We start from the raw sequence: 25,336 nt of genomic DNA on the forward strand, positions 1-25,336 counted from the left end.
CCCGTCGGGGCTGAAGGCCACGGAGTGCACCAGCCCGGTGTGACCGGCCAGCGGTTCGCCGATCGGCGTCGCGTCGCCCGGGGCGTCGACGTTCCACAGCCGGACCCTGTTGTCGTCGCCGCCCGCCGCCAGCGTCCGGCCGTCGGGGCTGAACGCCACCGAACGCACCGCCGCGGTGGGGCCCGTCAAGGTGTCCAGCGCCTTCGGCCGGCGCGGATCGGCCACGTCCCACAGCCGCACGGCGTGGTCGTCGTGGGCGGAGGCCATCGTGCGGCCGTCCGGGCTGAACGCGAGCAGGTAGACGGTGCCGCCGTGACCGGCCAGGGGGGCGCCGAGCGGGCGCGGGTGGCGCAGGTCGCTGACGTCCCAGAGTCGGATCGTGCCGTCGTCCGAGGCACCGGCCAGGGTGCGGCCGTCCGGGCTGAACACGGCGGAGCTGACCCAGCTCGTGTGGCCGGTGAGCGGCTTGCCCAGCGGTTCGGGACGCGCGGGATCCGACACGTCCCACAGCCGCACCGTCCGGTCGTAGCTCGCCGTCGCCAGGGTCCGCCCGTCCGGGCTGAAGGAGGTGAGGTAGACGGCGCCCGTGTGCCCGAGGAGCGGTGTGGCCAGCGGCGCGTTCACGATCGATATCAGCCGGTTCCGCACGTTCTCGTCGTCCGGCCGCAGGCGGTGCGCCGCCAGGTCGAGCTGGGCCGACAGCGACGGGTCCGTGTACTGGACCCGGTCCGCCTCGGCCACCACCTGCTCGAACACCGCGTCGTTGCGCTGCTGCCAGGCGACCACCGCCGAACCGACCGCCACCAGCGCGAGGACGACCAGCGCCGACACCGCGGCACGGCTGATCAGGACGGAGCGTTTGCGCAGCCTGACCGCGGCGGCCAGGAAATCCACCGCGCTCCGGGTCAGGAACGTGCCGTCGGCCGACTCCGCCCAGCCGCGGGCCCGCTCCAGTCGGGAGCCCCGGTAGAGCAGCGAGGCGTCGCGGTCCGACTCCTCCCAGGCCCGGCCGTCCTCCTCCAGCCGCTGGCGCAGCAGGTTGCCGGTGCGGTCCTCGTCGATCCACTCGCGCAGGCGCGGCCAGGCGTGGAGCAGCGCCTCATGCGTGATCTCCACGGTCTCCGCGTCGAGTGTCACCAGCCGGGCGCGCACCAGGGCTTCGAGCGACTCCTCCGTCTTGCCGGGATCCCTCGACTCCTGCGCCAGCCGGCGTCGGGTGCCCCGCCTGCGGGTGGCCTGGGTGTCCTCGCTCACCCGGACCAGCCTGAGCAGGAGCAGCCGTGCGGCCGTGCGTGCCGCCGGGTCGAGGCCCGACCAGGCCCGCTCGGCGGTCGCCGCTACCGCTCCCTGGATTCCGCCGGCCGCGCGGTACCCGGCCAGCGTCAGCCGGCCCGCCTTGCGGCGCTGCCAGGTGGCGAGCAGGGCGTGGGAGAGGAGCGGCAGCACGCCCGCGTCGTGCGCCCCGCGCGGGCCGCCGGTGCTCACCTCCCGGATGATCAACTCCGCCAGGCCCGGTTCGAGTTCCATGCCCACGGCCCGGGCCGGGCCGTTCACCGCCTCGCGCAGCTCCGCGGTGGTCAGCGGCCCCAGCACCATGTGCCGGTGCTGCAGCGCGTCGGCCAGCTCGGGGTGGCGCAGGCACTGCTCGTAGAAGTCCGCGCGTACACCGAGGGCCACGAGCACGGGCGCCGGGTCACCCGGACCGCCGGGCGCGCAGGCGGCCTGGAGGAGCTGGACGAAGGCGCGTCGGTCCGAGTCGTCGGCGCAGAGGGTGAAGATCTCCTCGAACTGGTCCACGATGACGACCGGACGGGGTGTCGATGCCGATGCCGACTCCGACGCCGACTCCGATGCCGTCTTCGTCGCCGACTCCCTCGCTGATTCAGCCGCTGATCGCGTCGACCCTTCCGCTCTGCGGCGGGCCCACGCCGTGAAGGCGGCCCTGGCCGCCCGCGCGGTTCCCGGAGCGCCCGGCTCCTCCTCCGCCGCGTCCTTCGTGGTGGAGGAGGCGGAGACGGCGGCCACGACGGGCGCGAGCTCGGGGATCCGGCGGGCCAGCTCCCCGAGCGGATCGGCTCCCGGTACAAGCTGGAGTACTTCCCTGGGCCGGCCGGGCCCGTCGTCCTCGCCGCCCCCGTCGTCCAGCGCGCCCTTGCGCAGGGCAGGCACCAAGCCCGCGTTCAGCAGGGAGGACTTGCCCGCCCCGGAGGCGCCCACGAGCATGACCAGGCCGCCCGAGCCCTCCGCCGCGCGGAGCTGGGCGACGAGGGCGTCCGTGCTCCGCTCCCGCCCGAAGAACCAGTCGGCGTCCTGCCGGCGGTACGCGGCCAGGCCGAGGTAGGGGCAGACACCGCCGGGGACGGCCGGGCCAGCCTCGGCCGGGGGCTGTTCCTCGTCCGAGGGGGACGGCGCGGGGCGTTCGCCGGTCGGGTCGGCCACCGCCCGCTCCCAGAGGCGCTGCCACTGGGACAGGTCGTACAGGCCCGCGCACACCGGTGCGGGTCGCGCGCGCCGCGCCAGGGGGATGAGTACCTGCAGCACCGCCGCGAGGGCGGGGAACTGGGCGGGTACGTTCTTGGCCCGCCGCCAGTCGCTGATCCGCTGGGCGGAGACCCGCACGGGCCGCCCTCGTTCGTCGACCCGCTGGAGCCGGACGACCGCCTCGGACACGCGTTTGAGGGGAGGGTTGCCCGCCTCCCTGTACAGCAGAGCGAGACGTTCCGCGAAGGCCGTGCGTGCCCCTGAGTCGAAACTCAAGGTCTCCACTCCTTACTTCCCCCGCACCTGGACGTCCGGACCGGAAAACTCACTCTATACGCCTGACCTGCGGCTACGTCATGGTCGTCGCACCGGAACCTCCTCGGCGGCGACCTCAGCTGGCAGGATCACGTCGCAGTGGCGAGTCGCCCGCCCGACACCCGGACAGGTCAGCGGCCCAGCGCCCGGTGAGCCGCCCCATGAGGCCGCACGTTCTCGGTCAGCTTTTGGTGACCCAGCCCTCTCCGACCCGGTCCGGTACCGCGTACCACACGCCGTCGGCATGGCTTGGCTCCGGTCCCCACGAGGGGAGGGACCGGTGCCGAACCATGCCGACGGACGCGGACGCTCTCGCGAGCGCGGGCCGACGGACGAGCGGCCGGGACGGATTCAGCGCGGCGATCCGCGGGCAGGCACGTCGTGATGGTTCCCGTTCGAGCGCCGCTGGAGTGTGTATGAGGATCTCCGTCGACCCCGAGCAGTGCTACGGCTCCGGCGACTGCGTCCACCGGGCCCCGTCCGTCTTCACCAAGGTCGACGGCCTGGGTGCCGTGATACCCGGTCGCGAGAACGAGGTCGACGCACCACGGGTGCGGGAAGCGGCCGAGGGGTGCCCCTCCGCCGCGATCACCATCACAGGGGAGCACTGAGCGTCATCCGAGCACTGAGCACTCCCGTGTCCGAGGTACTGGTCACGCTCGGCAGCCGTTACGTGCGGAACGCCCCCGGTACCCTCGGGAAGGCGGCGCTCGCCGCGCGCTGGCTGAACCCCCATCTGCGCGAGCACCCCCGCCGGCGAGTCGTCAGAGTGCGTTCCGGGGACCTGTTCGCCGTGGACACGCGGGATCTCATCCAGCGGTACCTGTACCTGTTCGGCACCTGGGAGCCGCACATGACGGCCTGGTTGCGGCGCCGGCTGCGACCGGGGGACGGCTTCGTCGACGTCGGGGCCAACATCGGCGTTTTCAGCGTTCTCGCGTCACAGCTCGTGGGCGACGAGGGCAGGGTCGTCGCGATCGAGGCCTCCCCCGTCTTCCACCGCCGTCTGGTGCGGCACGTCGGGCTCAACGCCCGCGGGAACATCCGCGCCCTCAACGCCGCCGTCTCCGACGGCCACAAGACCCTGACCTTCGTCCTCGCCAGCTCGCGCAACATGGGCGCGAACAGCATCGTCCCGTACGACGGCCCGGCGGAGTCCACCTTCGACATCGAGGCGCGGCCGCTGCCGGAGCTCCTCGACCCGGCGGAGATCGCGAACGCCCGGGTGATCAAGATCGACGTCGAGGGCGCGGAGGGGAGCGTCGTCCGCGGGCTGGCGCCGATGCTGGGCAGCCTGCGGCCCGACGCGGAGATCAGTGTCGAGGTGACGCCCGAGCGCATGGCCCGGCTCGGGGACTCCGTCGGCGAACTGCTGAGGGTGATGCGCGACGAGGGCTTCCACGTCTACCGGCTGGCCAACGACTACGCGCCCGAGAGCTATCCCTTGGCGCTGGGTGGTGAGCCCGGTGAGCCCGGGGTGCCGGTCCGGTGGCGGGGGCCCGTCGTCGAGGAGAGCGACCTGATCTTCTCCCGGGTCGACGCGGAGACGCTCCCCTGACCCGCCTTCTTGACCGGCCTTCTTGACCCGCCTTCTTGACCCGGTGGAGTCTCAGGTACCGGCCGGAAAGCGCCATCCGAAGGAGGCCAGCGCCCGCGCCCTGGCCTCCACCACCGCCATCCTGGCTTCCCGTTCGGCGGGGTCCACATGGGCCGCCTGGCCGGTCAACTGGCCCTCCCACTTGCGGTAGAGAAGGCCCACCTCTTCGGAGAACCACCCCCGGCTCACGCAGTTGAGCGCCAGCAGCAGGCCGGTGTCCTCGGATGCCGGAAGGGCCATCCAGCCGCCGAGCGCGAGCAGCAGATCGCGCCGTACCAGGAGCGTCGCCGGGTGGACCTGGGGGCGGTGACCGTTCGCCTTCCAGTAGTCGAGCACCTGCCCGCGCTCGATCGGCCCGTGGTCCGGGTCGCCCGGGAACCCGGCCGTCGAGCCGTCGGGCAGCAGGTCGAGGACCCGCGACGTCGCCCACCCGAGCGCCGGGTCGGCCTCCAGGGCGGCCAGGTCGCGGGCCAGGGCTCCCGGCGGAAGTTGGTCGTCGGCGTCCAGGATCTTCACGTACTCGCCGTCGGCGTGGAACAGGGCCATCGTGCGGGCCATACCCGGGCCGCCCTGCTGTCCCGGCCGCCCCTGCCGGAAGACGACGCGCGGGTCGTCGGGCACGTGCGGCCGGACATCGTCCGTCCGCCCGTCCTCCTGGATCACCCAGCGCCACTCCCAGCCGGCGGGCAGCTCCTGCGCGCACAGCGACGCGTGGGCCTCCGGCAGGAAGGGTGCCGAGGGGCCGTGGACGGCCGTGACGATGATGACGCGCCGGCTCACGGCGGCACTCACCACCTTTCCAGACGAGTGATCAACAGCGGTTCCGTGCGGTCGCCCGGGGTGCGGAGTCGGTGCTGGGTGCCGCCCGGCCAGGGCTCGTTGGCCATGCTGCCGCCGATCCCGGCACGGGTGGCGAGCGGCCGGCGGGCCTGGCCGTGAAGCCTAGGCAGTCCTCAGGAGGTCTTGGTGAGCGGGGTGGCCCCGAACATGGCGGCGGCCCGGCTGCTCTGTCGAGCGGCCGGGCCGTTTCTCGCGTGTGGTGCTGTACGCAGATCGCCGTGACGTCGGGTGCGGGCGGCGCGGGCGGCGCGGCGGGTGCCGTGCGCGCGCCGGACCGCTCAGCGTTGGAGCGGCTCGGTGTGCTGGGCGGTGGTGTGCCGGGCCGGGGTTTCCGCGGTGTCGTCACACAGCAGGTCGGTGGAGGTCGCGGTGGCGTCGACGGTCGGACGGTGGCGGCAGGTGGGGGCCTTGCCGTGGGCCTCGGCGCGGATGCGCTGTTTCATCGTGGGGGGCAGGGAGCCGGTGCGTGACCAGGACCAGGGTGCCGCCGCCGCGGGTGCCGCCTCGGGGGAGGCGCTCTCGGTGTTGCTGTGCGTTCCGGTCTGCGGTACGGCCGCGGAGGCGGTCGTCGTGATGAGTCCGAGCGCCGTGCACAGCGCGAGGAAGGCGGTGACGATGGTGGTCCACAGCGTCATGACCTTGTTCCGGGCCATAACCCCTCACTTTCGGGTTGGGCGATTTGCGTACTTTCCTCATGATGTGTATGTGGACCGCGAAGTGGTGGACCGACGCCCGTGGCGCGTCGATGTTCAGATGAACACCACCCGGATGGGCGCAAGGGGTCGGAAAACGTGCCCAGGCGGTCGGAAGACGGACAAAAGTCGCGTTCTGTGAGGGTGTGATCACCCTCCGATCGGAACGGCTTCGTCCGCTGTTATCGGGCTCCGACGGCGGGCAGTTGGCCGTCGGCACAGGTCACCGATCGGTATCGGCCGGTGTGTATAGTCGGGCGCCAGAGGTCCCCTACGTCAAGGAAAGACGAGGTAGCGCGGTGAAGAAGCTTCTCCTGGTCGCACTGGCCGCCATCGGCGGGCTCCTCGTGTACCGCCAGATCCAGGCGGATCGCGCCGAGCAGGATCTGTGGACGGAGGCGACTGACTCCGTGCCCACGGGTTCGTGAGTACGACCGACATCCGGTCCTGAGCAGACCCCGGCCGTCATACGGTCGGGGTTTTGTGTTGCCCGGGCTCGGCTGCCGGACTTCGCTGCCCGGATTCCGCTGCCGGGTTCCGTGCGGGGGCGCGGAAGCGCGGGGTCGCGCGGCAGGATGGGCCACGGTCCGGTCCGGGCGGCGGCGACAGCGCCGGTGAACGCGAGGGGTGGCGGGTGATGGGGCGGTGGTGTACGTCTCGGTGGGGCGCCGGGGCGGGGCGCGGCGGATCAGCGCGTGCGGGGCGAGCGGGGCGTGCGGGATCAGGGTCTGACCGACCGCGTACGCCCCTGCGGCTGGTGGTCGTGACCGTCGTACTCACCACCACCGTCGTACTCACCACCACCGCCGCCCTGGCCACGACCGCCGCCCTGCCCGCCGGTGCCTCGCTCGCGGCGAGTACGCCCCCCGGCTACGCCTTCGCCGAGGACGCCCGGCGGATCGAGGGGGCGAGCGGCACCTCGGACGCCGTACGCCTGGAGCCCGGCGCCACGTACCGCAGTTCCCTGCCGAGAAGCGGCACTCTCTACTACCGCCTCGAACTCGACGCGGCGTCGGACGCCTACGTCTCCGTCACCGCCGTACCCGGCCCCGACGGCGAGGTCACCGCCGTCGACGGTATCCGCGTCTCCGTACAGGACGCCGAGGGCGGCTCCTGCTCGTCCGACAGCGCGACCTTCGGCGCCGCCCGCAGCCCCCGCCCCGTCACGGCCCGGGGCATGCGCGAGATCGCCCCCGGCGAAACGCGGTGTCAGGACCCCGGTACCTACTACGTCGCGGTCGAGCGGTCCCGGCCCCAGGACTCCCCGCCCGCGGCCTGGGACCTGGAGCTCACCGCCGTCACCGAACCGCGCCCGGAGCGCACCGGCGCGACCACCGCACCCGAGACCTGGGACTCCGCCTCCCCCGCACCCCTCACCGGCGAGCCCGAACGACGCCCGGGCGGCAACGGCTTCGCCCACGCCACCCCCGTCGGGCAGGGAGTATGGCGTGACGACATCCGGCCCGGGCAGACCCTCTTCTACGAGGTGCCGGTCGACTGGGGCCGCCAGTTGTACGCGACCGCCGAACTCGGCAGCACCGGCGACGGCTCCGGTTACGCCACCGGCGCCCTGCACCTGGCCCTCCACAACCCCGTGCGCGGCGAGGTCGACGACGCCGCGAGGGGGTACACCGGCCGCCCGACGTCCGTCGGCCTCGCTCCCCTGCCGCCGGTGGCGTACGCCAACCGGTACGCCACCGACGCACAGGCCGGCGCGATGCGGTTCGCCGGCTCCTACTACCTCGTGGTGCACCTCGCGGCACAGGTGGCCGACGACTTCGGCGACGGCCCCTTCGGGGTGACGTTGCGCGTACGGCTCGGGGGAGCGGCGCGGCCCGGCCCCGAGTACGCGGGGGAGTCCGAGCCGGAGGGCGTCTTCGAGGTCTCGGCGCAGGACCGGGAGGCCGCGCCGGAGGGCGGTGCCGGGGGCGACGACCTCGCCATGAAGGCGGTCGCCGTGGGCGGCATCGGCACCGGCAGCCTGCTGCTCGTGGGCCTGGGAGTGTGGACGGCGGCGGCGCGGCGCGGGCCCGGCAGGGCTTGAGTGCGCGGGCCTGGTGGAGGCCCGGGCTCAGATACGGGTCAGGGCCCAGAAACCCACGGCGTAGCAGGCCAGCGCGAGGAGCAGCAGCGGAACCGCCACCCTGGCCGGAGGGCCGGGGCGGCGCCGGCGACGTGCCGCGCGGTGCTGTGGATACGCCTGGGCGGGAGGGCGCGACCGCGGGCTCTGAGCGGTGTACGTGGCGGTGGGGACGTCGGCCGGCGGCTGCGGTGCCAGTGCCTGGGCGGGGTGCGGAGGCGCGTACGGGGTCCGGTATCGCGGGCTGCCCGGGAGGTCCGGGGTCTGTGCGTGCGCCTGCGGGGGGCCGGGCGAGGGGGTGGCGGTCGGCTGCGGGGGGCCGGGCGCGGGCGAGGGGGCGGCGGTCGGCTGGGGGAGACCGGGCGCGGGCGATGAGGTGACGGTCGGCTGCGGGGGCGGCAGATGGAAGCTGCCGGTCTCCGACATGGCGGACGGCCCGGCAGGCCCGGGAGACGACGCCGACGGCGTGCCGTCCGGGGCGGACGGGAGCCAGCCGAGGGGCGCCGGGGTTTCGGCCGGGGTGGGCGGCGTGCGGTTGTGGGGTGGTGGGGTCTGGGCCGGGGTTACCGGGCCGCCCGGGGTGGGCGGCGTACGGTCCGGGGCCTCCCTGCCGTCCGGGGTGGACGACGTACGGCCCGGGACTGCCGTGCCGTACGGGGCCGCCGGGGCACCGCCCGGAGCCGACGGCGTACGGCCCGGAGTCGACGGCGTGGCCTCCGGAGCCGACGGCGTACGGCCCGGAGTGGACGGCGTACGGCCCGGAGTCGACGGCGTAACCTCCGGGGACGGTCCCGGACGGCCGAGCGGTCGTCGTGGGTCCTGCGGGGCGTCGTCCACACCCGAGGCCCGCCTGAGTGGCCCGTCGGGCCCGAACCCCGCGGGCAGCGGGCCGACTTGGTCGAAGATCTCGATCAGCTCGTCGTCGGGCCCCGGCTCCGGCAGCAGCTCCGCCGCCGCGGCCAGCGCCTTGCGCGCCCCCGTGGCGGTGCGGAACCTCGCCGGCGGGTCCGGCTGGATCAGCGTCGCCACGACCTGCCACAGCGGCTCGGGGATCCCCTGCGGCGCGGGCGGCGTCCCGTGTTCGGCGAAGTACCGCACCAGCGCCTTGGCGTCCGGCTTGGCCCCCTCCAACAGGTACAGGGCGACCAGGCCCACGGCGAACAGGTCGGCCGGGAAGTCCGGCTCGGCGCCCAGCATCTGCTCCGGGGCGAGGTAACCCGGCGTGCCCACCACGAGGTTGGTCTCCGTCAGACGGGGCTCGCCCAGCCGCATCGCGATGCCGAAGTCGGACAGCCGCAACCGGGGCCGGCCCGTCCCCGTCGCTTCGAGCAGCAGGTTGGCGGGCTTGATGTCACGGTGCACGACGTCCTCCGCGTGCACCGCCGCCAGGCCCGCGAGGAGCTGGTCGAGGAGGGTGCAGACGAAGGCGGGCGGCAGGGGGCCGTAGTCCCCGATCAGGTGGACGAGCGAGCCGCCCGTGACCAGGTCCATGGTGAACAGGACCTTGTCGTCGTCGGCGGCCCAGCTCGCGGGCGCGAGCACATGGGGGTGATCGATCCGCATCGCCTGCTCGCGCACGAACCGCAGCAGCGAGTGCGCGTCCCGCTGCTGGAGCACCTTGGCGGCCACGTACCGCCGGCGCCGATGGTCCCAGGCACGCCAGACGGCACCGACCCCGCCCCGGCCGATCGGATCGACCAGCTCGTACCGGCCCGCGAACACCTCACCCATGGCTGTGCGCCGCTCCTCCCCTGGGACCTGTCGCGCCACTCCCGCGGCCCGGCCGCCGTACCCCCTTACGGCGACCGGATCCCGGGGTCAGTTCTGGTGGGACTGGTAGTGCGCCACCGCGTCCGAGGTGCGGCCCGCGCCGTACACCCGCAGGAACTCCGCCAGTTCCGGGTGGGAGCCGGACAGGGCGTCCGCCGCGTCGATGATGTCCCCGGCGGCCGCCACCGAGCGCAGCAGCGACTGGATCTCGCGGACCACCCGCTTGACCGTGGGCGCCCCCGAACTGCTCGTGGTCGTGGTGGTGTTGCTCAGCACCGAGCCCCCCTGCGACTTCTTGATCTCGTCCATGCGCTCCGTCGCCTCGGCCGCGCTCACGCTGCCGTCCGCCACCTGCCCCGCCAGGTCCTGCAGCAGCTGCACCCGCTGAACCACCGCGGGGTTACCGATCTTCGCCCGCTGGCCGCTCATCAGCTGCGACAGCATCGGCGCGGACAGCCCCAGCACCCCCGCGAGACGAGCCTGGTTGAGACCAAGATCGTCGATCAGCCTGCGGAAGAGCGCCCCCAGCGGCTCCCCGTACCAGTTCCGCTGCAGTTCCCGCGCTCTTGCGGTGGCTTCCTGCTGTGCGGCGTCCATTGCGTCTCCCCATCGCTTCCCCAAGAACCGCAGTTCGCTCCAGCGAACCACGCCGAGCATCTTACGGAGCGTGGTGTTTGACCGGGACCCCCAATCGTTTGTGAGATACGGGGGGCGACCCGGTACTCTTGTCTGCGGCGCCCCGCCGGCACGAGGTTCACCGGCCGGACGCCTCCTGCGGGGCCTTAGCTCAGTTGGTAGAGCGCTGTCTTTGCATGGCAGATGTCAGGGGTTCGACTCCCCTAGGCTCCACACATACAGCCCCTCTGGCCTGCGGAAACGCGGTTCGGAGGGGCTTTTTTTGGCTGCTGTCGTGCCCCCCTGTCCTTCACCTGCCGGTGTACGGGGGCGCCAGGGGCAGTTCCACGGTGACGCGCAAGCCGCCGGTGGAGCGCGGGGCGAGGGTGAGAGTGCCGTCGTGCGCCTGGGCGATGGTGTCGACGATCGCCAGGCCCAGACCCACGCCTGCCTGGTCGGTGTGGACGCGCTCGGTGCCGCGCCGGAAGGGCTCGGCGAGGGTCGGGACATCCTGGGGGGTGAGCAGCTCGCCGGTGTTCTCGACAGTGAGCACCACGGTCCTGGGGCGGACTCCGGTGTGGACCCAGACGTTGCCGTGATCCGGCAGGTTGTGGACGATCGCGTTCTGCACGAGGTTCGTGGTCAGCTGCAACAGGAGCGCCGGCGATCCGCTCGTGGGGGCGATGTCTCCGTAGGTCTCGACCGTGATGCCCTGCCCTTCCGCGAGGGGCAGGAGCGTCTCGGTTGCTTCCTCCGCCACGAGGGAGAGGTCGACGCGTTCCCGGGTGAAGGACCGCTGCTCGGCGCGGCTGAGCAGGAGCAGTGCCTCGGTGAGGTCGATCGCCCGTGCGTTGACGGCGCGCAGGCGGTCGACGAGTTCGCCGGTGTCCTGGTCCGGATCGGTGCGGGCCACGTCGAGCAGTGCCTTCGAGATCGCCAGCGGGGTGCGCAACTCGTGCGAGGCGTTGGTCGCGAACCGCCGCTGTTCGGCAACGTGCGCTTCGAGCCGCGCGAACATCATGTCGAAGGCGTCGGCGAGTTCGCGGAACTCGTCCGCGCGGCCCGGCAACCGGATCCGGTGGGAGAGCGATCCGTCGGTGGCCATGCGAGTGGCGTGTGTGATCTGGGTCAGGGGAGCGAGCATGCGGCCGGCGAGGAACCACCCTCCCAGGAGGCCGAACACCAGGAGGAACACCATCACCGCGGCTGCCGTCGGGGCGAAACCGCGCACGAAGAGGGTGCCCGGGGTTACTCGCACCGCCCCCGCTTCGTTGGTCTGCAACCACCCCTGTCGCAGGAGGAACACTCCCACGGCGACGAGCAGCAGGGCACCCGCGAGCATGAGGAACCCGGCGTAGCTGAGGGTGAGTTTGAGGCGAACGCTCAGCCCGGGCGGCCTATCCACGTCCGGCACCGTCCACAGGGCCGGCACCGTCCTTACGTCCGGCACCGTCCACAGGGCCGGCACCGTCCTTACGTCCGGCACCGTCCGCACGACCGACGCCGTCCGCACGACCGACGCCGTCCGCACGTCCGGCACCGTCCGCACGACCGACGCCGTCCGCACGACCGACGCCGTCCGCACGTCCGGCACCGTCCACACGTCCGACGCCGGGCCCCGCGTCGATGCGGTAGCCGACGCCCGGCACGGTGGCGATGATCCACGGCTCGCCGAGGCGTTTGCGCAGCGCGGAGACCGTGATGCGCACGGCATTGGTGAACGGATCAGCGTTCTCGTCCCACGCCCGTTCCAGCAGTTCTTCGGCGCTGACCACACCGCCTTCCGCGGTGACGAGGACTTCGAGCACCGCGAACTGTTTGCGGGTGAGCGCGACGTAGCGGCCGTCGCGGTAGACCTCGCGGCGGAACGGGTCCAGCCGCAGACCCGCGATCTCCCGTACGGGAGGCCTGGGGAGCGCGCGCCTGCGGTCGAGTGCTCTGAGCCTGAGTACGAGCTCCCGCAGTTCGAACGGCTTCGTGAGGTAGTCGTCGGCGCCGAGTCCGAACCCGGAGGCCTTGTCGTCGAGACGGTCGGCGGCGGTGAGCATCAGGATCGGCACGCCGCTGCCGGAGGCCACGATGCGGGTGGCGACCTCGTCACCGGACGGGCCGGGGATGTCGCGGTCGAGGACGGCGATGTCGTAGGTGTTCACGCCGAGCAGTTCCAGAGCGGTGTCGCCGTCACCCGCGATGTCGGCGGCGATCGCTTCCAGGCGCAGACCGGCGCGGATCGCTTCCGCCATGTAGGGCTCGTCCTCGACCACCAAGACACGCATGGCCTCAAGGCTACGAGTCGGTACATATCGTCGGCGTATCGAAATCCGCATACGTGCCGGCAACACCGTGCCGTCTTCCCTTGCCTCCAAGCATGGGCCCGGAGTGGGCCGACGAACACAGCGGTGAGCGAGGACGGACGATGACGCAGGTGGACACGGCGGGGACCGGACAGGGCGGCAGCCCGGCGGATCCCCGCGAGCCGGGTACCGGAGCCGGTCTCCCGGCGGCCGTCGGCTCTGGCGGGACCCGGCGCGCGGACGTACGCCGGGCGTTCCGTAACGGCATCCGGCCAGGACCCTGGAAGCGCGGACCGGTGCTCACGGCATCGGCGCTGCTCCTCGGCCTGCTCCTGCTGCTGCACACGGAGATCCCCAATCGGCCCGGTGGCCTCGGCAGCCTGGTGGCGACCTTCCTGCCGTGGTTCGGCCTGCTCATCCCGGTGCTGCTGGCCGGGGCACTGTGGCGCCGCTCCGCCTCCGCGGCGGTCGCGCTGCTGCTGCCGGTCACGGTGTGGCTGAACCTCTTCGGCGGGCTGCTCGGCGACAAGTCTCACCCGGGCGGCGACCTCACCCTGGTGAGCCACAACGTCGGCGCCGACAACCCCGACCCGGCCGGCACCGCCCGCGACCTGGCCGCCTCCGGCGCGGACGTGCTGGCACTGGAGGAGATCACCCCGCAGGCCAGCGGCACGTACGAGAGGGAACTGGCGAAGGCGTACCCGTACCACGCGGTGCGGGGCACGGTCGGACTGTGGAGCAGGCTGCCGCTGTCCGACACCCGGCCGGTCGACATCGAGCAGGACGTCGGACCGCTGGGGGACGCCAAGCCGGCCGAGATCAAGCTGGCCTACAGCCGGGCGCTGCGCACCACGGTGGCCACGGACCGGGGGCCGCTGGCGGTGTACGTGGCCCACCTGGGTTCCGTACGGATGAACCCCAGGGCAGGCTTCTGGACGGACTCGCGGGACAGGAACGCGCAGGCGCTCGGCAAGGCGATCGCCGCCGAGCGGAACGAGCGGGTGGTGCTGCTCGGCGACCTGAACGGAACCATGGACGACCGCGCGTTCGACGGCATCACCTCGCAGTTGCACTCGGTCCAGGACGCGGCCGGGGACGGCTTCGGGTTCAGCTGGCCGGCGAAGTTCCCGGTGGTGCGGATCGACCAGATCCTGGTCCGCGGCGTGCAGCCGCAGAGCTCGTGGCTGCTGCCGGCCACCGGCAGCGACCACCGGCCGGTGGCGGCCGGAATCAGCTGGTGAACATCGCGCACGGCCGACGCAGGAGAGCGGCCCCGGCCCCGGCCCCGTGAGGCGTGTCGGCCCGGTACAGCCCGGAACATATCGCCGCCGTACCGAAACCCTCATCACGTAGCTCACCCGGCCCGAGCGGGCTGATGGTGCCGGGCCCGCCCCGAGAGTGACGGGAAACACCAGACCGTACCCCCGAACAGCCGGTGCCGACGACGTCCACAACCTCCCCACCAGGCATGACAGTTGACCCAGGGCGCCACCGGACCGCCTCGCCACGCGGCCGCACCCGAGCGGCCGCGGCTCCTGGGCGCGCACCGACTCCCCGGGGCCCCGCCGAGCACCACGGAGGTGCTGTCTGCTCTTGATATCGTCACCCCACAGGGCACCAGCGCCACACCCCTGCGGGGCGGTGCCACGTGGCTCATCGCCGTCGGAGGCGTCCGGTCGCTACCGACGAGGTGGAAGGGGTAACCATGCGGGCGAAGGTACGGGCCGCTCTCGATGCGCTCTATATGAAGCGGCTGGTCAGGGAGTTGGAGGGACGCCCACGCCCCCAGCACATCGGCATCATGCTCGACGGCAACCGCCGGTGGGCCAAGATGTCGGGCATCGCCGACCCACGCGAGGGCTACCGGGCCGGCGGGGCGAAGGTGCTGGACTTCCTGCGCTGGTGCGACTCCGCACAGATCGAGCACGTCACCCTGTTCATGCTCTCCGACGACAACCTGCACCGGCCCGAAGACCAGCTGAACCCGCTCATCGACATCATCGCCGAGGTCGTGGAACAGCTCGCCGCACCGGGCAACCCCTGGCCCGTCGAAGCGGTCGGCGCCCTGGACCTGCTGCCCGCCGAGTCCGCAGCCCGCCTCAAGACCGCCACCGCCGCCACCCAGGGCCGCAAGGGCGGCACCAAGGTCGACGTCGCCGTCGGCTACGGAGGCCGACGGGAGATCGTCGACGCCGTACGCTCCGCCCTCACCGAGCACAGCTCCCAGGGCGGGGACATCGACGAGTTCATCGAGACCTTCACCATGGAGCACATCTCCAAGCACCTGTACTCCAAGACACGGTCCGAGTCCGACCTCATCATCCGCACCTCCGGCGAACAGCGCCTCTCCGGATTCCTGCTCTGGCAGTCCGCCTACGCCGAGGTCCACTTCTGCGAGACCTACTGGCCGGACTTCCGCGAGATCGACTTCCTGCGCGCGCTGCGCAGCTACTCGCTGCGCGAACGCCGCTACGGCCGCTGAGCGACAGCTCCAACGGTTTCACGTGAAACATCGCTGCGGGGCGGGAGACCCTGAAGTCTCCCGCCCCGCAGCGATGTGAAATCCGTCCGGCGAAGATCAGCGGGGCTCGTCGCCCTCCGCCGCCTCCTCCTGCGCCTGCTTGGCCTGCACCTCGGGATCAAGGATCGCCTCACCGGTGCCGTCCACCGACGTCAGCCGCCCCGACTCCGGAACCTCCGTCGCCTCGGGCGGCTCCACCAGCCAGTCCGGGTTGGCCTGCTTGTCCCACCACTTCCAGGCAGCGAAGGCACCGCCCGCGACGAGACCCGCGACCGCCAGAACCTTGGCGATACGCCCGGCCCTGGCCCGGCGCTGATGCTTGCGCGTCAGCTTCTGGATCTCCTTGGCCGTGACCTCGCCCCGCAGCGCCGCCAACGCGGCGGCACCCCGAGCGGCGGCCTCGTCCCTGACGGGTCCCGCCGCGGCCACCGCCTGCTCGATCATCGGCCTGGAGTACTCGGCCGCCTGCCGGGCGGCCAGGCGGGTGCGGACGGCGGCCTCCTGAGCGGCCGCGTCCACCTTCGGCGGCACATGCGTACGGGCCTGCTCCAGCCGCGGCGCGACATGCGCCCCGTACTGGTGACGGGCCTGACACGCGGCCTGCGACACCTTGGGCGCCAGCCGTCCGCGCGCCTCCTGTGCGTAGTGAGCGGCCCTGTCCTTGGCCGTGTCGGCGTAGGGCGCCACCACTTCCGCGGCGTGCAGCACGCTGTCCTTCGCCGAACCGGTCGCGGCGCGCACGCTGTCGATGCGGGTCACGGGTTCCTCCTCCTCGGTGGCGTACGGTAATTCGACTTTCCACCCTTTTACGGATCATGCCTGCGGACGCACTGCCAGGCATGTGAGGGCGGGCATCCGGGTCACAGACGATGCCTTCGGGCCCTCTGGGGCAAGTGGTGATGAAGTTGCGAACAAGAGTCGATCAACATCAATAACGGATGAATACCGGGCAACGGGAGCCTGTCGACGACAATGCCATGGATCGGCGCCCCACGCTCGTAACCCAGGAGTACTCGGCGGAGCAGCCCGCCGACCGTGCAAGGATCGACAAGCACGACAGGACGACGGAAGGCACAACGTGGCCGAGCAGCTCTACGCCACCCTGAAGACCAGCCAGGGCGACATCGAGATCCGGCTTCTTCCGGACTACGCCCCCCGGACGGTCAGGAACTTCGTCGAGCTCGCCCAGGGCACCCGGGAATGGACCCACCCCGCCACCGGCGAGAAGTCCACCGACAGGCTCTACGACGGCACGGCCTTCCACCGAGTGATCAGCGGCTTCATGATCCAGGGCGGCGACCCGCTCGGCAACGGCACCGGCGGCCCCGGCTACCAGTTCGAGGACGAGATCCACCCCGACCTCGCCTTCGACAAGCCCTACCTGATGGCCATGGCCAACGCCGGCCCCGACACCAACGGCTCGCAGTTCTTCATCACCGTCTCCCCGACGACCTGGCTCAACCGCCAGCGCACGATCTTCGGCGAAGTGACCGACACAGCCAGCCAGAAGGTCGTCGACGCCATCGCCACCATGCAGACCAACCCCCGCACCGAACGCCCCCTCAACGACGTCGTCATCGAGTCGGTCGTCGTCGAGACCCGCCAGGACTGACCACCGGGGCAGACCCACCCGCCCACAGGGCAGGAACCAAACGCCCCGCCCATCCGTAAAGATGGGCGGGGCGGCGCATGTGCCCGCACCGCCCACAGAACGGCCGAAGAACGACCGAGGGGAAGCCATGGACCACGCGGCAGTCGGCTCACCGGACGCTCAGAGCACGCCCGGCTGCTACCGCCACCCCGACCGGGAGACCGGCATCCGCTGCACCCGCTGCGAACGCCCCATCTGCACGGACTGCATGGTCAACGCCTCGGTCGGCTTCCACTGCCCCGACTGCGCCACAGGCCGCGGCGGCACCGGGCCGGCCCCCGCCGCCTCCCGGCCCCGCACGCTGGCCGGAGGCACCATCGCCCGAGACCCCCACCTCCTCACCAAGATCCTCATCGGGCTCAACGCGGCGGTCTTCATCGCCGTCCACGCGCTGCCCTCGTCCTTCCTCAGCGACATGGTGCTCATCGGACGATGGCCCCCCGCCCCCTTCGTCCCCACCGAAGGCGTCGCCGAGGGCGAGTGGTACCGACTGGTGACCACGATGTTCACCCACGAGGAGATCTGGCACATCGGCTTCAACATGCTCAGCCTCTGGTTCCTCGGCGGCCCCCTGGAAGCCGCCCTAGGCAGAGCCCGCTACCTCACCCTCTACCTCGTCTCCGGCCTGGCCGGCAGCGCTCTCACCTACCTGCTGGCCTCGCCCACCACGGCCACTCTCGGCGCCTCCGGCGCGGTCTTCGGTCTCTTCGGCGCGACCGCCGCCCTGGTCCGCCGCCTCAACGCGGACATGCGGCCGGTCGTCATCCTCCTGGCGATCAACCTGGTCTTCACCTTCACGTGGGCCAACATCGCCTGGCAGGCCCACATCGGCGGCCTCGTCGCCGGCGCCGCGATCGGCTACGCCATGCTCCACGCACCGCGCGAGCGGCGAGCGCTCGTGCAGTACGGCACGAGCGCGCTGGTACTCGTCGCCGTCGTCGGTCTGACCCTGTTGAGGACCGCCCAGCTCACCTGAGCGCGCGTTGTCCACAGTCGGTGGCGGATCTTGTGCACAGTGTGCGGGAACACGTGTGCCCCCTGTCGCTGACTTGGGTTTCCGCAGGTCAGGCAGGGGGCGAACATGTTTTCGGGTGCCGATACTTCCGTCACACCGGCGTCAATGCTCAGTGGGTTATCCACAGATCGTCTTTCTTTTCCCCATGTGGATAACGCCTGTGGATAACTCCGTGGATAGTCCTGGGGAGAGCTGCTGCCTCCCGGCTACTTCCACTGCGTCGAGACACCGAACCCGGCGGCGATGAATCCAAAGCCCACCACGATGTTCCAGTTGCCCAGCGCGTCGATGGGCAGTGAACCGTCGGTGACGTAGAAGACGACAATCCAGGCGAGGCCGATGACGAACATGGCCAGCATGACGGGGGCCACCCAGCTGCGGCTGGTCAGCTTGATGCTGGTCGCCTGCTTCGAGGGCGGCGGCGTGTAGTCGGCCTTCTTGCGGATACGTGACTTCGGCACGAGGGTCTCTCCTGTCGATGCGCTGCGTGGCCGCGCAGGGAACGGGGTCGGGGACTCTGAGCGCTCCCCCGGGCGTCCGTTAGCGTAGTGCTTCCGTGGCGCCGAAGGAGATAAGGGTACGTTGAGCAATTCTGCCGACTCCCCCGGGACGGGATCCAGCCCTGCCCGCAGGCGCCGATTCCGGCCCGTGCGCGTACTCACGGCGGCCGTCTTCGCTCTCGCGGGACTCATATTCTTCACCAGCTTCAATACCGCCAAGGGCACCAATATCCGCACGGACGCCTCTTTGCTCAAGTTGTCCGATCTCATCCATGAACGCAGCCAGGAGAACGGTGAGCTGGAGGAGTCCAACGCGGCTCTGCGCGACGAGATCGACGCGCTCGCCGAGCGCGACAACGGAAGTACGAAGGCGGAGGCGGACAAGCTCGCGGCGCTGGAGAAGAAGGCCGGTACGCAGAAGCTGAAGGGCGAGTCGATCTCGGTCACGCTCGACGACGCCCCGCCGGACGCCACCGCGAAGCTCCCTGGCTACCCGGAACCCGAGCCCGACTATCTGGTGATCCACCAGCAGGATCTGCAGGCCGTGGTGAACGCGCTGTGGCTTGGCGGCGCGGAGGGCATCAAGGTCATGGACCAGCGGCTGATCTCCACCAGCGCGGTGCGCTGTGTGGGCAACACGCTGATCCTCCAGGGCCGCGTCTACTCACCGCCGTACAAGATCCAGGCGGTGGGCGATCCGGAGCGGCTGAAGGAGGCGCTGGCCGCGTCCCCGGCGATCCAGAACTACATGGTGTACGTGAACGTCTACGGGCTGGGCTGGAAGGTCGAGGACGAGGGGCGGGCGACGCTGCCGGGCTACTCGGGCACGGCGGACCTGCACTATGCCCAGCCTGTGGATTGACGCCGTTCCGGAGGGCCCCGCGCCGTTAGTCTGGTGCGGTACGGCGTGAGTCTGGCGCCGTGGTGCGACGGAAGGGACGGCATGTACGGCTGGATCTGGCGGCATCTGCCGGGGAACGCGTGGGTGAAGGCGCTGCTCTCGCTCATGCTGGCGGTGACCGTGGTCTACGTCCTCTTCCAGTACGTCTTCCCGTGGGCCGAGCCGCTGCTCCCCTTCAACGATGTGACGGTGGACAACCAGTGAGTGCGCGCATCCTCGTCGTCGACAACTACGACAGCTTCGTCTTCAACCTGGTCCAGTACCTGTACCAGCTGGGCGCCGAGTGCGAGGTGCTGCGCAACGACGAGGTGTCGACGGCGCACGCCCAGGACGGCTTCGACGGCGTGCTGCTCTCGCCCGGTCCGGGTACGCCCGAGCAGGCGGGGGTCTGCGTCGACATGGTCCGGCACTGCGCGGCGACCGGTGTCCCCGTCTTCGGCGTCTGCCTGGGCATGCAGTCGATGCAGGTGGCGTACGGCGGTGTGGTGGACCGGGCGCCGGAGCTGCTGCACGGCAAGACCTCGCCGGTCGAGCACGCGGGCCGGGGGGTCTTCGCGGGCCTGCCCTCTCCCTTCACGGCGACGCGGTACCACTCGCTGGCGGCGGAGCCGGCCACGGTTCCGGCGGAGCTGGAGGTGACGGCGCGTACGCACGACGGGATCGTGATGGGGCTGCGCCACCGTGAACTGCCCGTCGAGGGTGTGCAGTTCCATCCGGAGTCGGTGCTGACCGAGCACGGGCACCGGATGCTGGCCAACTGGCTGGCGGAGTGCGGCGACCAGGACGCGGTGGCGAGGTCGGCGGGGCTCGCCCCGGTGGTGGGCAGGGCCACGGCGTGACCGCGCTGCGCCCCGAGCGCGAATCCGGCGCGGCCGGTGACCAGGGATCCTCGTACGGGCGGCCGTACGGGGATTCCGGTGCGTTCGGGGGCGGTTGGCGCGAGTCCTCCGCTTCCGCGGACTTCTCCGCGGACTTTTCCTCCTCCGGGGAGCCGTATCGGCCGGTCGTCGCCGACGACGAGACGGTGGCGCTGCGGGTTCCTGATCCGCCGCCGGAGCGGGAAACCGCCGTTCCTCCCGTGGCCGGTGGGCGCGCGGCCCGCAGGAAGGCCGCGAAACGGCGTCACGGGCGCCATGGGGCCTCCCGGGGCCCGGCGGCGGTACCGGAGTCGGACGAGGTGCCGAAAGCGCCTCTGTCGCGTGTTGAGGCGCGTCGGCAGGCCCGTGCGCGCAAGCCGGGTGCCGCGGTGATCGCCAGCCGCGTGATCGGTGAGGTCTTCATCACGACCGGTGTGCTGATGCTGCTGTTCGTCACGTACCAGTTGTGGTGGACGAACGTGCGGGCGCAGGCGCAGGCGGACAAGGCGGCGAGCAGCCTCCAGGACGACTGGGCGAGCGGTAAGAGGAATCCGGGGACGTTCGAGCCGGGTCAGGGTTTCGCGCTGCTGCACATTCCCAAGCTGGATGTCGTGGTGCCGATCGCGGAGGGCATCGACGACAAGAAGGTCCTGGACCGGGGCATGGTCGGGCACTATGCCGAGGGTGCGCTGAAGACGGCGATGCCGGAGGCGAAGACGGGCAACTTCGGGCTGGCGGGGCATCGCAACACGCATGGCGAACCGTTCCGGTACATCAACAAGCTGGACCCGGGCGATCCGATCGTCGTGGAGACGCAGGACGAGTACTTCGTCTACAAGATGGCGTCGATCCTGCCGGTGACGTCGCCGAGCAACGTCAGCGTCCTCGATCCGGTGCCGAAGCAGTCGGGTTTCGAGGGGCCCGGCCGCTACATCACCCTCACGACCTGCACGCCGGAGTTCACGAGCAAGTACCGGATGATCGTCTGGGGCAAGATGGTCGAGGAACGGCCGCGCAGCAAGGGCAAGCCGGATGCGCTCGTCAGTTAAGGGCGGATGACCAGTGGCATCGACCACCGACACGGAGCACGAAGAGCACGCCGGCGCGGACGGCCCACCGGAGCGCGCGGCACGCCGCCGCGGTCGCGGCCCGGGGCGGGTCGTCGCGCAGGCCGTCAGCGTCTTCGGAGAGCTCCTCATCACCGCGGGCCTGGTGCTCGGCCTGTTCGTCGTCTACTCCCTGTGGTGGACGAACGTGGTCGCGGACCGCGCGGCGGACGAGCAGGCCGAAAAGGTCCGCGACAACTGGGCCGAGGAACGGGTCGGTTCGGACGGTCCGGGGGCGCTGGACACCAGGGCGGGCATCGGCTTCCTGCACGTGCCGGCGATGGGGAGCGGCGACATCCTGGTGGAGAAGGGCACGTCGATGAAGATCCTCAACGACGGCGTGGCCGGCTACTACACGGACCCGGTCAAGTCGGCGCTGCCGACCTCGGGCAAGAAGGGCAACTTCTCGCTGGCGGCGCACCGGGACGGTCACGGGGCGAAGTTCCACAACATCGACAAGATCGAGAAGGGGGACCCGATCGTCTTCGAGACGAAGGACAAGTGGTACGTCTACCAGACCTACGCGGTCCTTCCGGAGACGTCGAAGTTCAACGTCAAGGTTCTCGACGCGGTCCCCGAGGAGTCCGGCAGGAAGAAGGCCGGCCACTACATCACGCTGACGACCTGCACCCCGGTGTACACGAGCCGGTACCGGTACGTGGTGTGGGGGGAGCTGGTGCGCACGGAGAAGGTGGACGCGGAGCGGACTCCGCCGAAGGAACTGCGGTGAGGGACTGAGGTCCTGCGGGGACCTCGCTCCTCCACCATGACGGAGGCCCGAAGCCGCGACTTGCTCTTGCGGCTTCGGGCCTCTTCGTTCACGTCACTGCAAGACAGTCAGTGGTGCACCCGCGCTCCATTCCTCCAGGAGTCCGCGGTGTACGGCGGTGATGCCGCTCTCGGCTGCGATGTTCCGGGCGTCGCGCGTGAAGGGGCACGTCGCCACGAAGAGGGCCACCTCGGAGCTGTGCAGGATCCTGGCCGCCCCGACGAACTTCTGAACCTCGGGGCTGGTGATGGAGAGGTGGGGCGCGAACCTCTTGCACTGGACGACGAGAGTCCGCCCGTCGGCTGTGAGAGCGGTGATGTCGATGCCTCGGTCCCGGCTGCCACCACGCACGATGACGTTGGTGCAGCCGTCGCGGCGCAGCAGTGCGGCCACGTGCTCCTCGAACTCACGGCCGTTCATGGCGTCCATGGAGGCCATGACACCGATGAGGGGGCGGTCCTCTCGCGGGCTTTCCAGCCTCTGGAGCCGGGCGTGATGCTGTCGGAGTCGCCTCTCGATGCGTTGGACGCCTGTCCGGAGGGCGATGAGTTCTCGTCGGTGGTCGCTCGATGTTTCGATCAGGGCGTTGAACATCGGTACAACGGTCCTGCCGAGGATGTGGGTGATGCGCTGGTCGATGCGGGCGTCGAGGGCGGCCGGGTCTGTCGGGACCGGGTTTTCCACAGGCTGCCTGCGGGCCAGGTTCTCCATGTCCAGGAGGTGGACACGCACCTGACGTGCGACTTCGCTGTCGCGGAGGAGCATGGCGATGTTGAGGACGGTGCGGCGGGGGTACAGCGCGAGGGAGCGGGAGCGGGACTGGATCCCACTGACCTCCTTGAAGGAGGTCAGTTCTGTACCTGCCAATACGCGGTAGCCGCTGACGGTCAGTTCGTCCCGGTGGTCGAACACCAGCGACTCGATGGCCTTACGGCTGACCTCGAGGTACGCCGCCACCATCGCCGTCGTCACATGCATGCCGTCCGGCAGCAGCGACAGTGCCTTGACGCGGTCGAGTACGTCCGTGCGCTCGAGCACGCTGCTGCGTAGGGCCGGTGATTCCAGTAGGGCGGTCTCGCTGATCACGTGTAGGTCCCCCGGTTGGGTCGTGTGGGCACCCTTGGTCAACGAGTCATGACATACGAAGACACGATCGATTCCCGGCGGCGTGTACGACAAGAGCCCCGGTCCCTCCGCTGAGGGGCCGGGGCTCTTGCCGTGACGGCGAGTTGCCGGGGTGTGTCAGTCGTCGCCGCGGAGGCCGCCGATGATGCCGCCGCCGCCGTTGTCACCGCCGCCGTTGTTGCCGCCGCCGCCCGCGGTCGTGAGGGTGATGGGGGTGGCGGCCGGGTCGTCGACCTCGGTGCCCGCCGGCGGGTTCTGCTGTATCACCAGGGCGTTGTCGTCGCCGGGGCCGGATACCTGGATGTTGGTGAATCCGGCCTGCTGCAGGGTCTGCTTGGCCTGGCCCAGCGGGGTGCCGAGCTTGATCTCCGGGACCTTCTTCTTCTCGGCGGCCTTGCCCACGAAGATCTGCACCGAGGAGCCCTTGTCGACCTGTGTGTTCGCCGTGGGCGTCGTGGAGATGACCTTGCCGTCCTGGTTCGGGTCGGTCGTGGGCTGGTCCGTGCAGGTGGCTTCCAGGTCGTTGTTCTCCATCTGGGCCTTGGCCTCGTCGCAGCTGCGGCCGACGACGTCCGGCACCGTGGCCTTCGCCTCGGCCTTGGCGACCTCCAGGGTCACCGTGGAGCCCTTCTCCAGCTCGCTGCCCGGGTCGGGGTCCTGGCTGAGGACGGTGCCCTCGTCCTGGGAGGACTCGGTCTGCTTGGTCTCGACCTCGAAGCCCTTGTCCTTGAGCTGCTGGGTGGCCTCGTCGACGTTCTTGTCGATCACGTTCGGCACGGCGACCTTCGGGGCGCCGGTCGAGACGACCAGGTTGACGGTGGACTTCTTGTCGACGCTGGTGCCCTGCGCGGGGTCCTGCGAGCAGATGCTGCCCTTCTTCTGGTCCTCGCAGGGCTTCTGCGTGAAGGCCAGTTCCAGGTCGGCGTTGACGGCCTGCTGCTGGGCGTCCGCCTTGGTCAGGCCGACGAAGGTGGGTACGTCGACCTTGTCGTTGCCCGGCCCGCCACCGCCGCTGAACGCGTACTTGCCGATCAGGATCGCGCCGACGAGGACGAGGACGCCGGCCAGGACCAGGAAGATCGTGGAGGTGTTCGACTTGCGCGGCTGCTGGCGGCGCCGGTCGGGGCGGTCGTCGTAGCCGTAGCCGCCGTCGTCCGGGTTCATCGGCGGCAGCATGGTCGTGGCGCCGCCGCCGGCGTCGGAGCGCAGGGCGGTGGTCGGCTGGTCGTCGGGGTAGGCGCCGTAGCCGCCCGCGGCCATGGCGCCGAGTGCGGCGGTGGCGCCGACCGGCTGGCCGTCGAGGCAGGCCTCGATGTCGGCGCGCATCTCGTCGGCCGACTGGTAGCGGTAGTCGGGGTCCTTGACCAGGGCCTTCAGCACGATCGCGTCCATTTCGGGCGTGATCTCGGGGTCGAAGACGCTGGGCGCCTGCGGTTCCTCGCGGACGTGCTGGTAGGCGACGGCGACCGGGGAGTCGCCGACGAAGGGCGGGCGGACCGTGAGCAGCTCGTAGAGCAGGCAGCCCGTGGAGTACAGGTCGGAGCGTGCGTCGACCTGTTCGCCCTTGGCCTGCTCCGGGGAGAGGTACTGGGCGGTGCCGATGACCGCGGCGGTCTGGGTCATCGTCATGCCGGAGTCGCCCATGGCGCGGGCGATGCCGAAGTCCATGACCTTGACCTGGCCGTTGCGCGTGAGCATCACGTTGGCCGGCTTGATGTCGCGGTGGACGATGCCGGCCCGGTGCGAGTACTCCAGCGCCTGGAGGATGCCGATGGTCATCTCCAGTGTCCGCTCCGGCAGCAGTTTGCGGCCGGAGTGGAGCAGCTCACGGAGTGTGGAGCCGTCGACGTACTCCATGACGATGTACGGGATCGACACGTTGTCGATGTAGTCCTCGCCCGTGTCGTAGACCGCCACGATCGCGGGATGGTTGAGCGAGGCGGCCGACTGGGCCTCCCGGCGGAAGCGGGCCTGGAAGGACGGGTCGCGCGCGAGGTCCGCGCGGAGTGTCTTCACTGCCACGGTGCGGCCGAGCCGGGAGTCATGCGCGAGGTATACCTCCGCCATGCCACCACGGCCGAGCACCTGGCCCAGCTCGTACCGGCCGCCGAGGCGACGCGGCTCTTCCATAGCTACCTACCAGCCCTCTCCGTCGGTCCCGACCGGCATGCTTGTACGGTCGGAGGCTGCCGTCCGGCCTACCGTAC

The 25,336-nt window shown here is 70.9% G+C and carries 23 protein-coding genes, 1 tRNA gene and 1 pseudogene; 14 read left to right on the top strand and 11 right to left on the bottom strand.

The window, feature by feature from the left end; translation table 11 throughout:
* Positions 1-2,766, bottom strand: a 2,766-nt coding sequence (locus ACIQ6R_RS21130) for an NACHT and WD repeat domain-containing protein (RefSeq protein WP_404222828.1), incomplete at its 3' end; no start/stop codon positions are given.
* Positions 2,767-3,212: 446 nt separating this feature from the next.
* On the opposite strand from ACIQ6R_RS21130, the gene ACIQ6R_RS21135 reads away from it, so the two are divergent.
* Positions 3,213-3,407 (top strand): ferredoxin, encoded by a 195-nt coding sequence (locus ACIQ6R_RS21135; RefSeq protein ID WP_375906501.1) that lies wholly within the window; start codon positions 3,213-3,215, stop codon positions 3,405-3,407.
* A gap of 26 nt (positions 3,408-3,433) precedes the next feature.
* On the top strand, positions 3,434-4,354 hold the full coding sequence (locus tag ACIQ6R_RS21140; RefSeq protein ID WP_404222829.1) for an FkbM family methyltransferase: 921 nt from the start codon (positions 3,434-3,436) through the stop codon (positions 4,352-4,354).
* A 51-nt stretch (positions 4,355-4,405) separates the two neighbouring features.
* Here the strand turns inward: ACIQ6R_RS21140 and ACIQ6R_RS21145 are convergent, their stop codons facing one another.
* Positions 4,406-5,173, bottom strand: a complete 768-nt coding sequence (locus tag ACIQ6R_RS21145) for a glycosyltransferase family 2 protein (protein ID WP_404222830.1) — start codon at positions 5,171-5,173, stop codon at positions 4,406-4,408.
* A gap of 338 nt (positions 5,174-5,511) precedes the next feature.
* Entirely contained in the window at positions 5,512-5,886 is a 375-nt protein-coding gene (locus ACIQ6R_RS21150) for a DUF6344 domain-containing protein (RefSeq protein ID WP_404172975.1), read from the bottom strand.
* 338 nt (positions 5,887-6,224) lie between these two features.
* Between ACIQ6R_RS21150 and ACIQ6R_RS21155 the strand changes: the two genes are divergently transcribed.
* The gene (locus tag ACIQ6R_RS21155) at positions 6,225-6,353 is read left to right on the top strand and encodes a DLW-39 family protein (protein ID WP_003999697.1); all 129 of its coding nucleotides are present in this window, start codon (positions 6,225-6,227) and stop codon (positions 6,351-6,353) included.
* Between the two features lie 209 nt (positions 6,354-6,562).
* Positions 6,563-7,969, top strand: coding sequence for a hypothetical protein (locus tag ACIQ6R_RS21160; protein WP_404222831.1), 1,407 nt, complete (start codon positions 6,563-6,565; stop codon positions 7,967-7,969).
* A 27-nt stretch (positions 7,970-7,996) separates the two neighbouring features.
* Here the strand turns inward: ACIQ6R_RS21160 and ACIQ6R_RS21165 are convergent, their stop codons facing one another.
* Together ACIQ6R_RS21165 and ACIQ6R_RS21170 are read right to left on the bottom strand one after the other, a co-directional pair.
* Positions 7,997-9,736, bottom strand: coding sequence for a protein kinase (locus tag ACIQ6R_RS21165; protein WP_404222832.1), 1,740 nt, complete (start codon positions 9,734-9,736; stop codon positions 7,997-7,999).
* Positions 9,737-9,823: 87 nt separating this feature from the next.
* Entirely contained in the window at positions 9,824-10,372 is a 549-nt protein-coding gene (locus tag ACIQ6R_RS21170) for a helix-turn-helix domain-containing protein (protein ID WP_375906521.1), read from the bottom strand.
* A gap of 179 nt (positions 10,373-10,551) precedes the next feature.
* On the opposite strand from ACIQ6R_RS21170, the gene ACIQ6R_RS21175 reads away from it, so the two are divergent.
* Positions 10,552-10,624 (top strand) — tRNA-Ala (locus ACIQ6R_RS21175).
* A 76-nt stretch (positions 10,625-10,700) separates the two neighbouring features.
* On the opposite strand, the gene ACIQ6R_RS21180 is transcribed toward ACIQ6R_RS21175, so the two are convergent.
* A complete protein-coding gene (locus tag ACIQ6R_RS21180; protein WP_404222833.1) occupies positions 10,701-11,795 on the bottom strand; it encodes a sensor histidine kinase in 1,095 nt (364 codons plus the stop codon).
* Positions 11,796-11,976: 181 nt separating this feature from the next.
* Positions 11,977-12,666, bottom strand: a pseudogene (locus tag ACIQ6R_RS21185) (response regulator transcription factor); the annotation flags it as partial.
* Between the two features lie 140 nt (positions 12,667-12,806).
* Here ACIQ6R_RS21185 and ACIQ6R_RS21190 point away from each other — a divergent pair.
* Positions 12,807-13,925: an endonuclease/exonuclease/phosphatase family protein gene (locus tag ACIQ6R_RS21190; RefSeq protein WP_404222834.1), complete on the top strand. Its 1,119-nt coding sequence runs from the start codon at positions 12,807-12,809 to the stop codon at positions 13,923-13,925.
* A 464-nt stretch (positions 13,926-14,389) separates the two neighbouring features.
* Positions 14,390-15,166: an isoprenyl transferase gene (locus ACIQ6R_RS21195; RefSeq protein ID WP_404172988.1), complete on the top strand. Its 777-nt coding sequence runs from the start codon at positions 14,390-14,392 to the stop codon at positions 15,164-15,166.
* Between the two features lie 96 nt (positions 15,167-15,262).
* Here ACIQ6R_RS21195 and ACIQ6R_RS21200 read toward each other — a convergent pair whose 3' ends face one another.
* Positions 15,263-15,964 (bottom strand): DUF5324 family protein, encoded by a 702-nt coding sequence (locus ACIQ6R_RS21200; RefSeq protein ID WP_404172991.1) that lies wholly within the window; start codon positions 15,962-15,964, stop codon positions 15,263-15,265.
* A gap of 319 nt (positions 15,965-16,283) precedes the next feature.
* Between ACIQ6R_RS21200 and ACIQ6R_RS21205 the strand changes: the two genes are divergently transcribed.
* Both ACIQ6R_RS21205 and ACIQ6R_RS21210 read left to right on the top strand, forming a co-directional pair.
* Complete coding sequence (locus ACIQ6R_RS21205; RefSeq protein WP_404222835.1) at positions 16,284-16,817, top strand: peptidylprolyl isomerase; 534 nt, start codon at positions 16,284-16,286, stop codon at positions 16,815-16,817.
* 127 nt (positions 16,818-16,944) lie between these two features.
* Positions 16,945-17,832: a rhomboid family intramembrane serine protease gene (locus tag ACIQ6R_RS21210; protein WP_404222836.1), complete on the top strand. Its 888-nt coding sequence runs from the start codon at positions 16,945-16,947 to the stop codon at positions 17,830-17,832.
* 245 nt (positions 17,833-18,077) lie between these two features.
* Here the strand turns inward: ACIQ6R_RS21210 and crgA are convergent, their stop codons facing one another.
* On the bottom strand, positions 18,078-18,332 hold the full coding sequence (gene crgA / locus ACIQ6R_RS21215) for a cell division protein CrgA (RefSeq protein ID WP_121748040.1): 255 nt from the start codon (positions 18,330-18,332) through the stop codon (positions 18,078-18,080).
* 121 nt (positions 18,333-18,453) lie between these two features.
* Between crgA and ACIQ6R_RS21220 the strand changes: the two genes are divergently transcribed.
* From ACIQ6R_RS21220 to ACIQ6R_RS21240, 5 genes are read left to right on the top strand one after another with little or no spacing between them, the layout of a single operon-like run.
* Positions 18,454-19,233 carry a DUF881 domain-containing protein gene (locus ACIQ6R_RS21220; protein WP_404222838.1) on the top strand — a complete coding sequence of 260 codons (780 nt, stop codon included), beginning with the start codon at positions 18,454-18,456 and terminating at the stop codon, positions 19,231-19,233.
* 45 nt (positions 19,234-19,278) lie between these two features.
* A complete protein-coding gene (locus ACIQ6R_RS21225; RefSeq protein WP_310875995.1) occupies positions 19,279-19,476 on the top strand; it encodes a hypothetical protein in 198 nt (65 codons plus the stop codon).
* A complete protein-coding gene (locus ACIQ6R_RS21230) occupies positions 19,473-20,111 on the top strand; it encodes an aminodeoxychorismate/anthranilate synthase component II (protein ID WP_121748043.1) in 639 nt (212 codons plus the stop codon). The genes ACIQ6R_RS21225 and ACIQ6R_RS21230 overlap by 4 nt, the downstream gene beginning before the upstream one ends.
* A complete protein-coding gene (locus tag ACIQ6R_RS21235; protein ID WP_404222839.1) occupies positions 20,108-21,178 on the top strand; it encodes a class E sortase in 1,071 nt (356 codons plus the stop codon). The genes ACIQ6R_RS21230 and ACIQ6R_RS21235 overlap by 4 nt, the downstream gene beginning before the upstream one ends.
* 13 nt (positions 21,179-21,191) lie before the next feature.
* Positions 21,192-21,965: a class E sortase gene (locus ACIQ6R_RS21240; RefSeq protein ID WP_404222840.1), complete on the top strand. Its 774-nt coding sequence runs from the start codon at positions 21,192-21,194 to the stop codon at positions 21,963-21,965.
* 93 nt (positions 21,966-22,058) lie between these two features.
* On the opposite strand, the gene ACIQ6R_RS21245 is transcribed toward ACIQ6R_RS21240, so the two are convergent.
* Together ACIQ6R_RS21245 and pknB are read right to left on the bottom strand one after the other, a co-directional pair.
* On the bottom strand, positions 22,059-23,090 hold the full coding sequence (locus tag ACIQ6R_RS21245; protein WP_404223021.1) for a restriction endonuclease: 1,032 nt from the start codon (positions 23,088-23,090) through the stop codon (positions 22,059-22,061).
* Positions 23,091-23,246: 156 nt separating this feature from the next.
* Positions 23,247-25,259, bottom strand: coding sequence for a Stk1 family PASTA domain-containing Ser/Thr kinase (gene pknB, locus ACIQ6R_RS21250; RefSeq protein WP_404222841.1), 2,013 nt, complete (start codon positions 25,257-25,259; stop codon positions 23,247-23,249).
* Positions 25,260-25,336 lie beyond the last annotated feature (77 nt).

The sequence above is a fragment of the Streptomyces sp. NPDC096048 genome (assembly GCF_044763415.1).
Classification (GTDB): Bacteria; Actinomycetota; Actinomycetes; order Streptomycetales; family Streptomycetaceae; genus Streptomyces.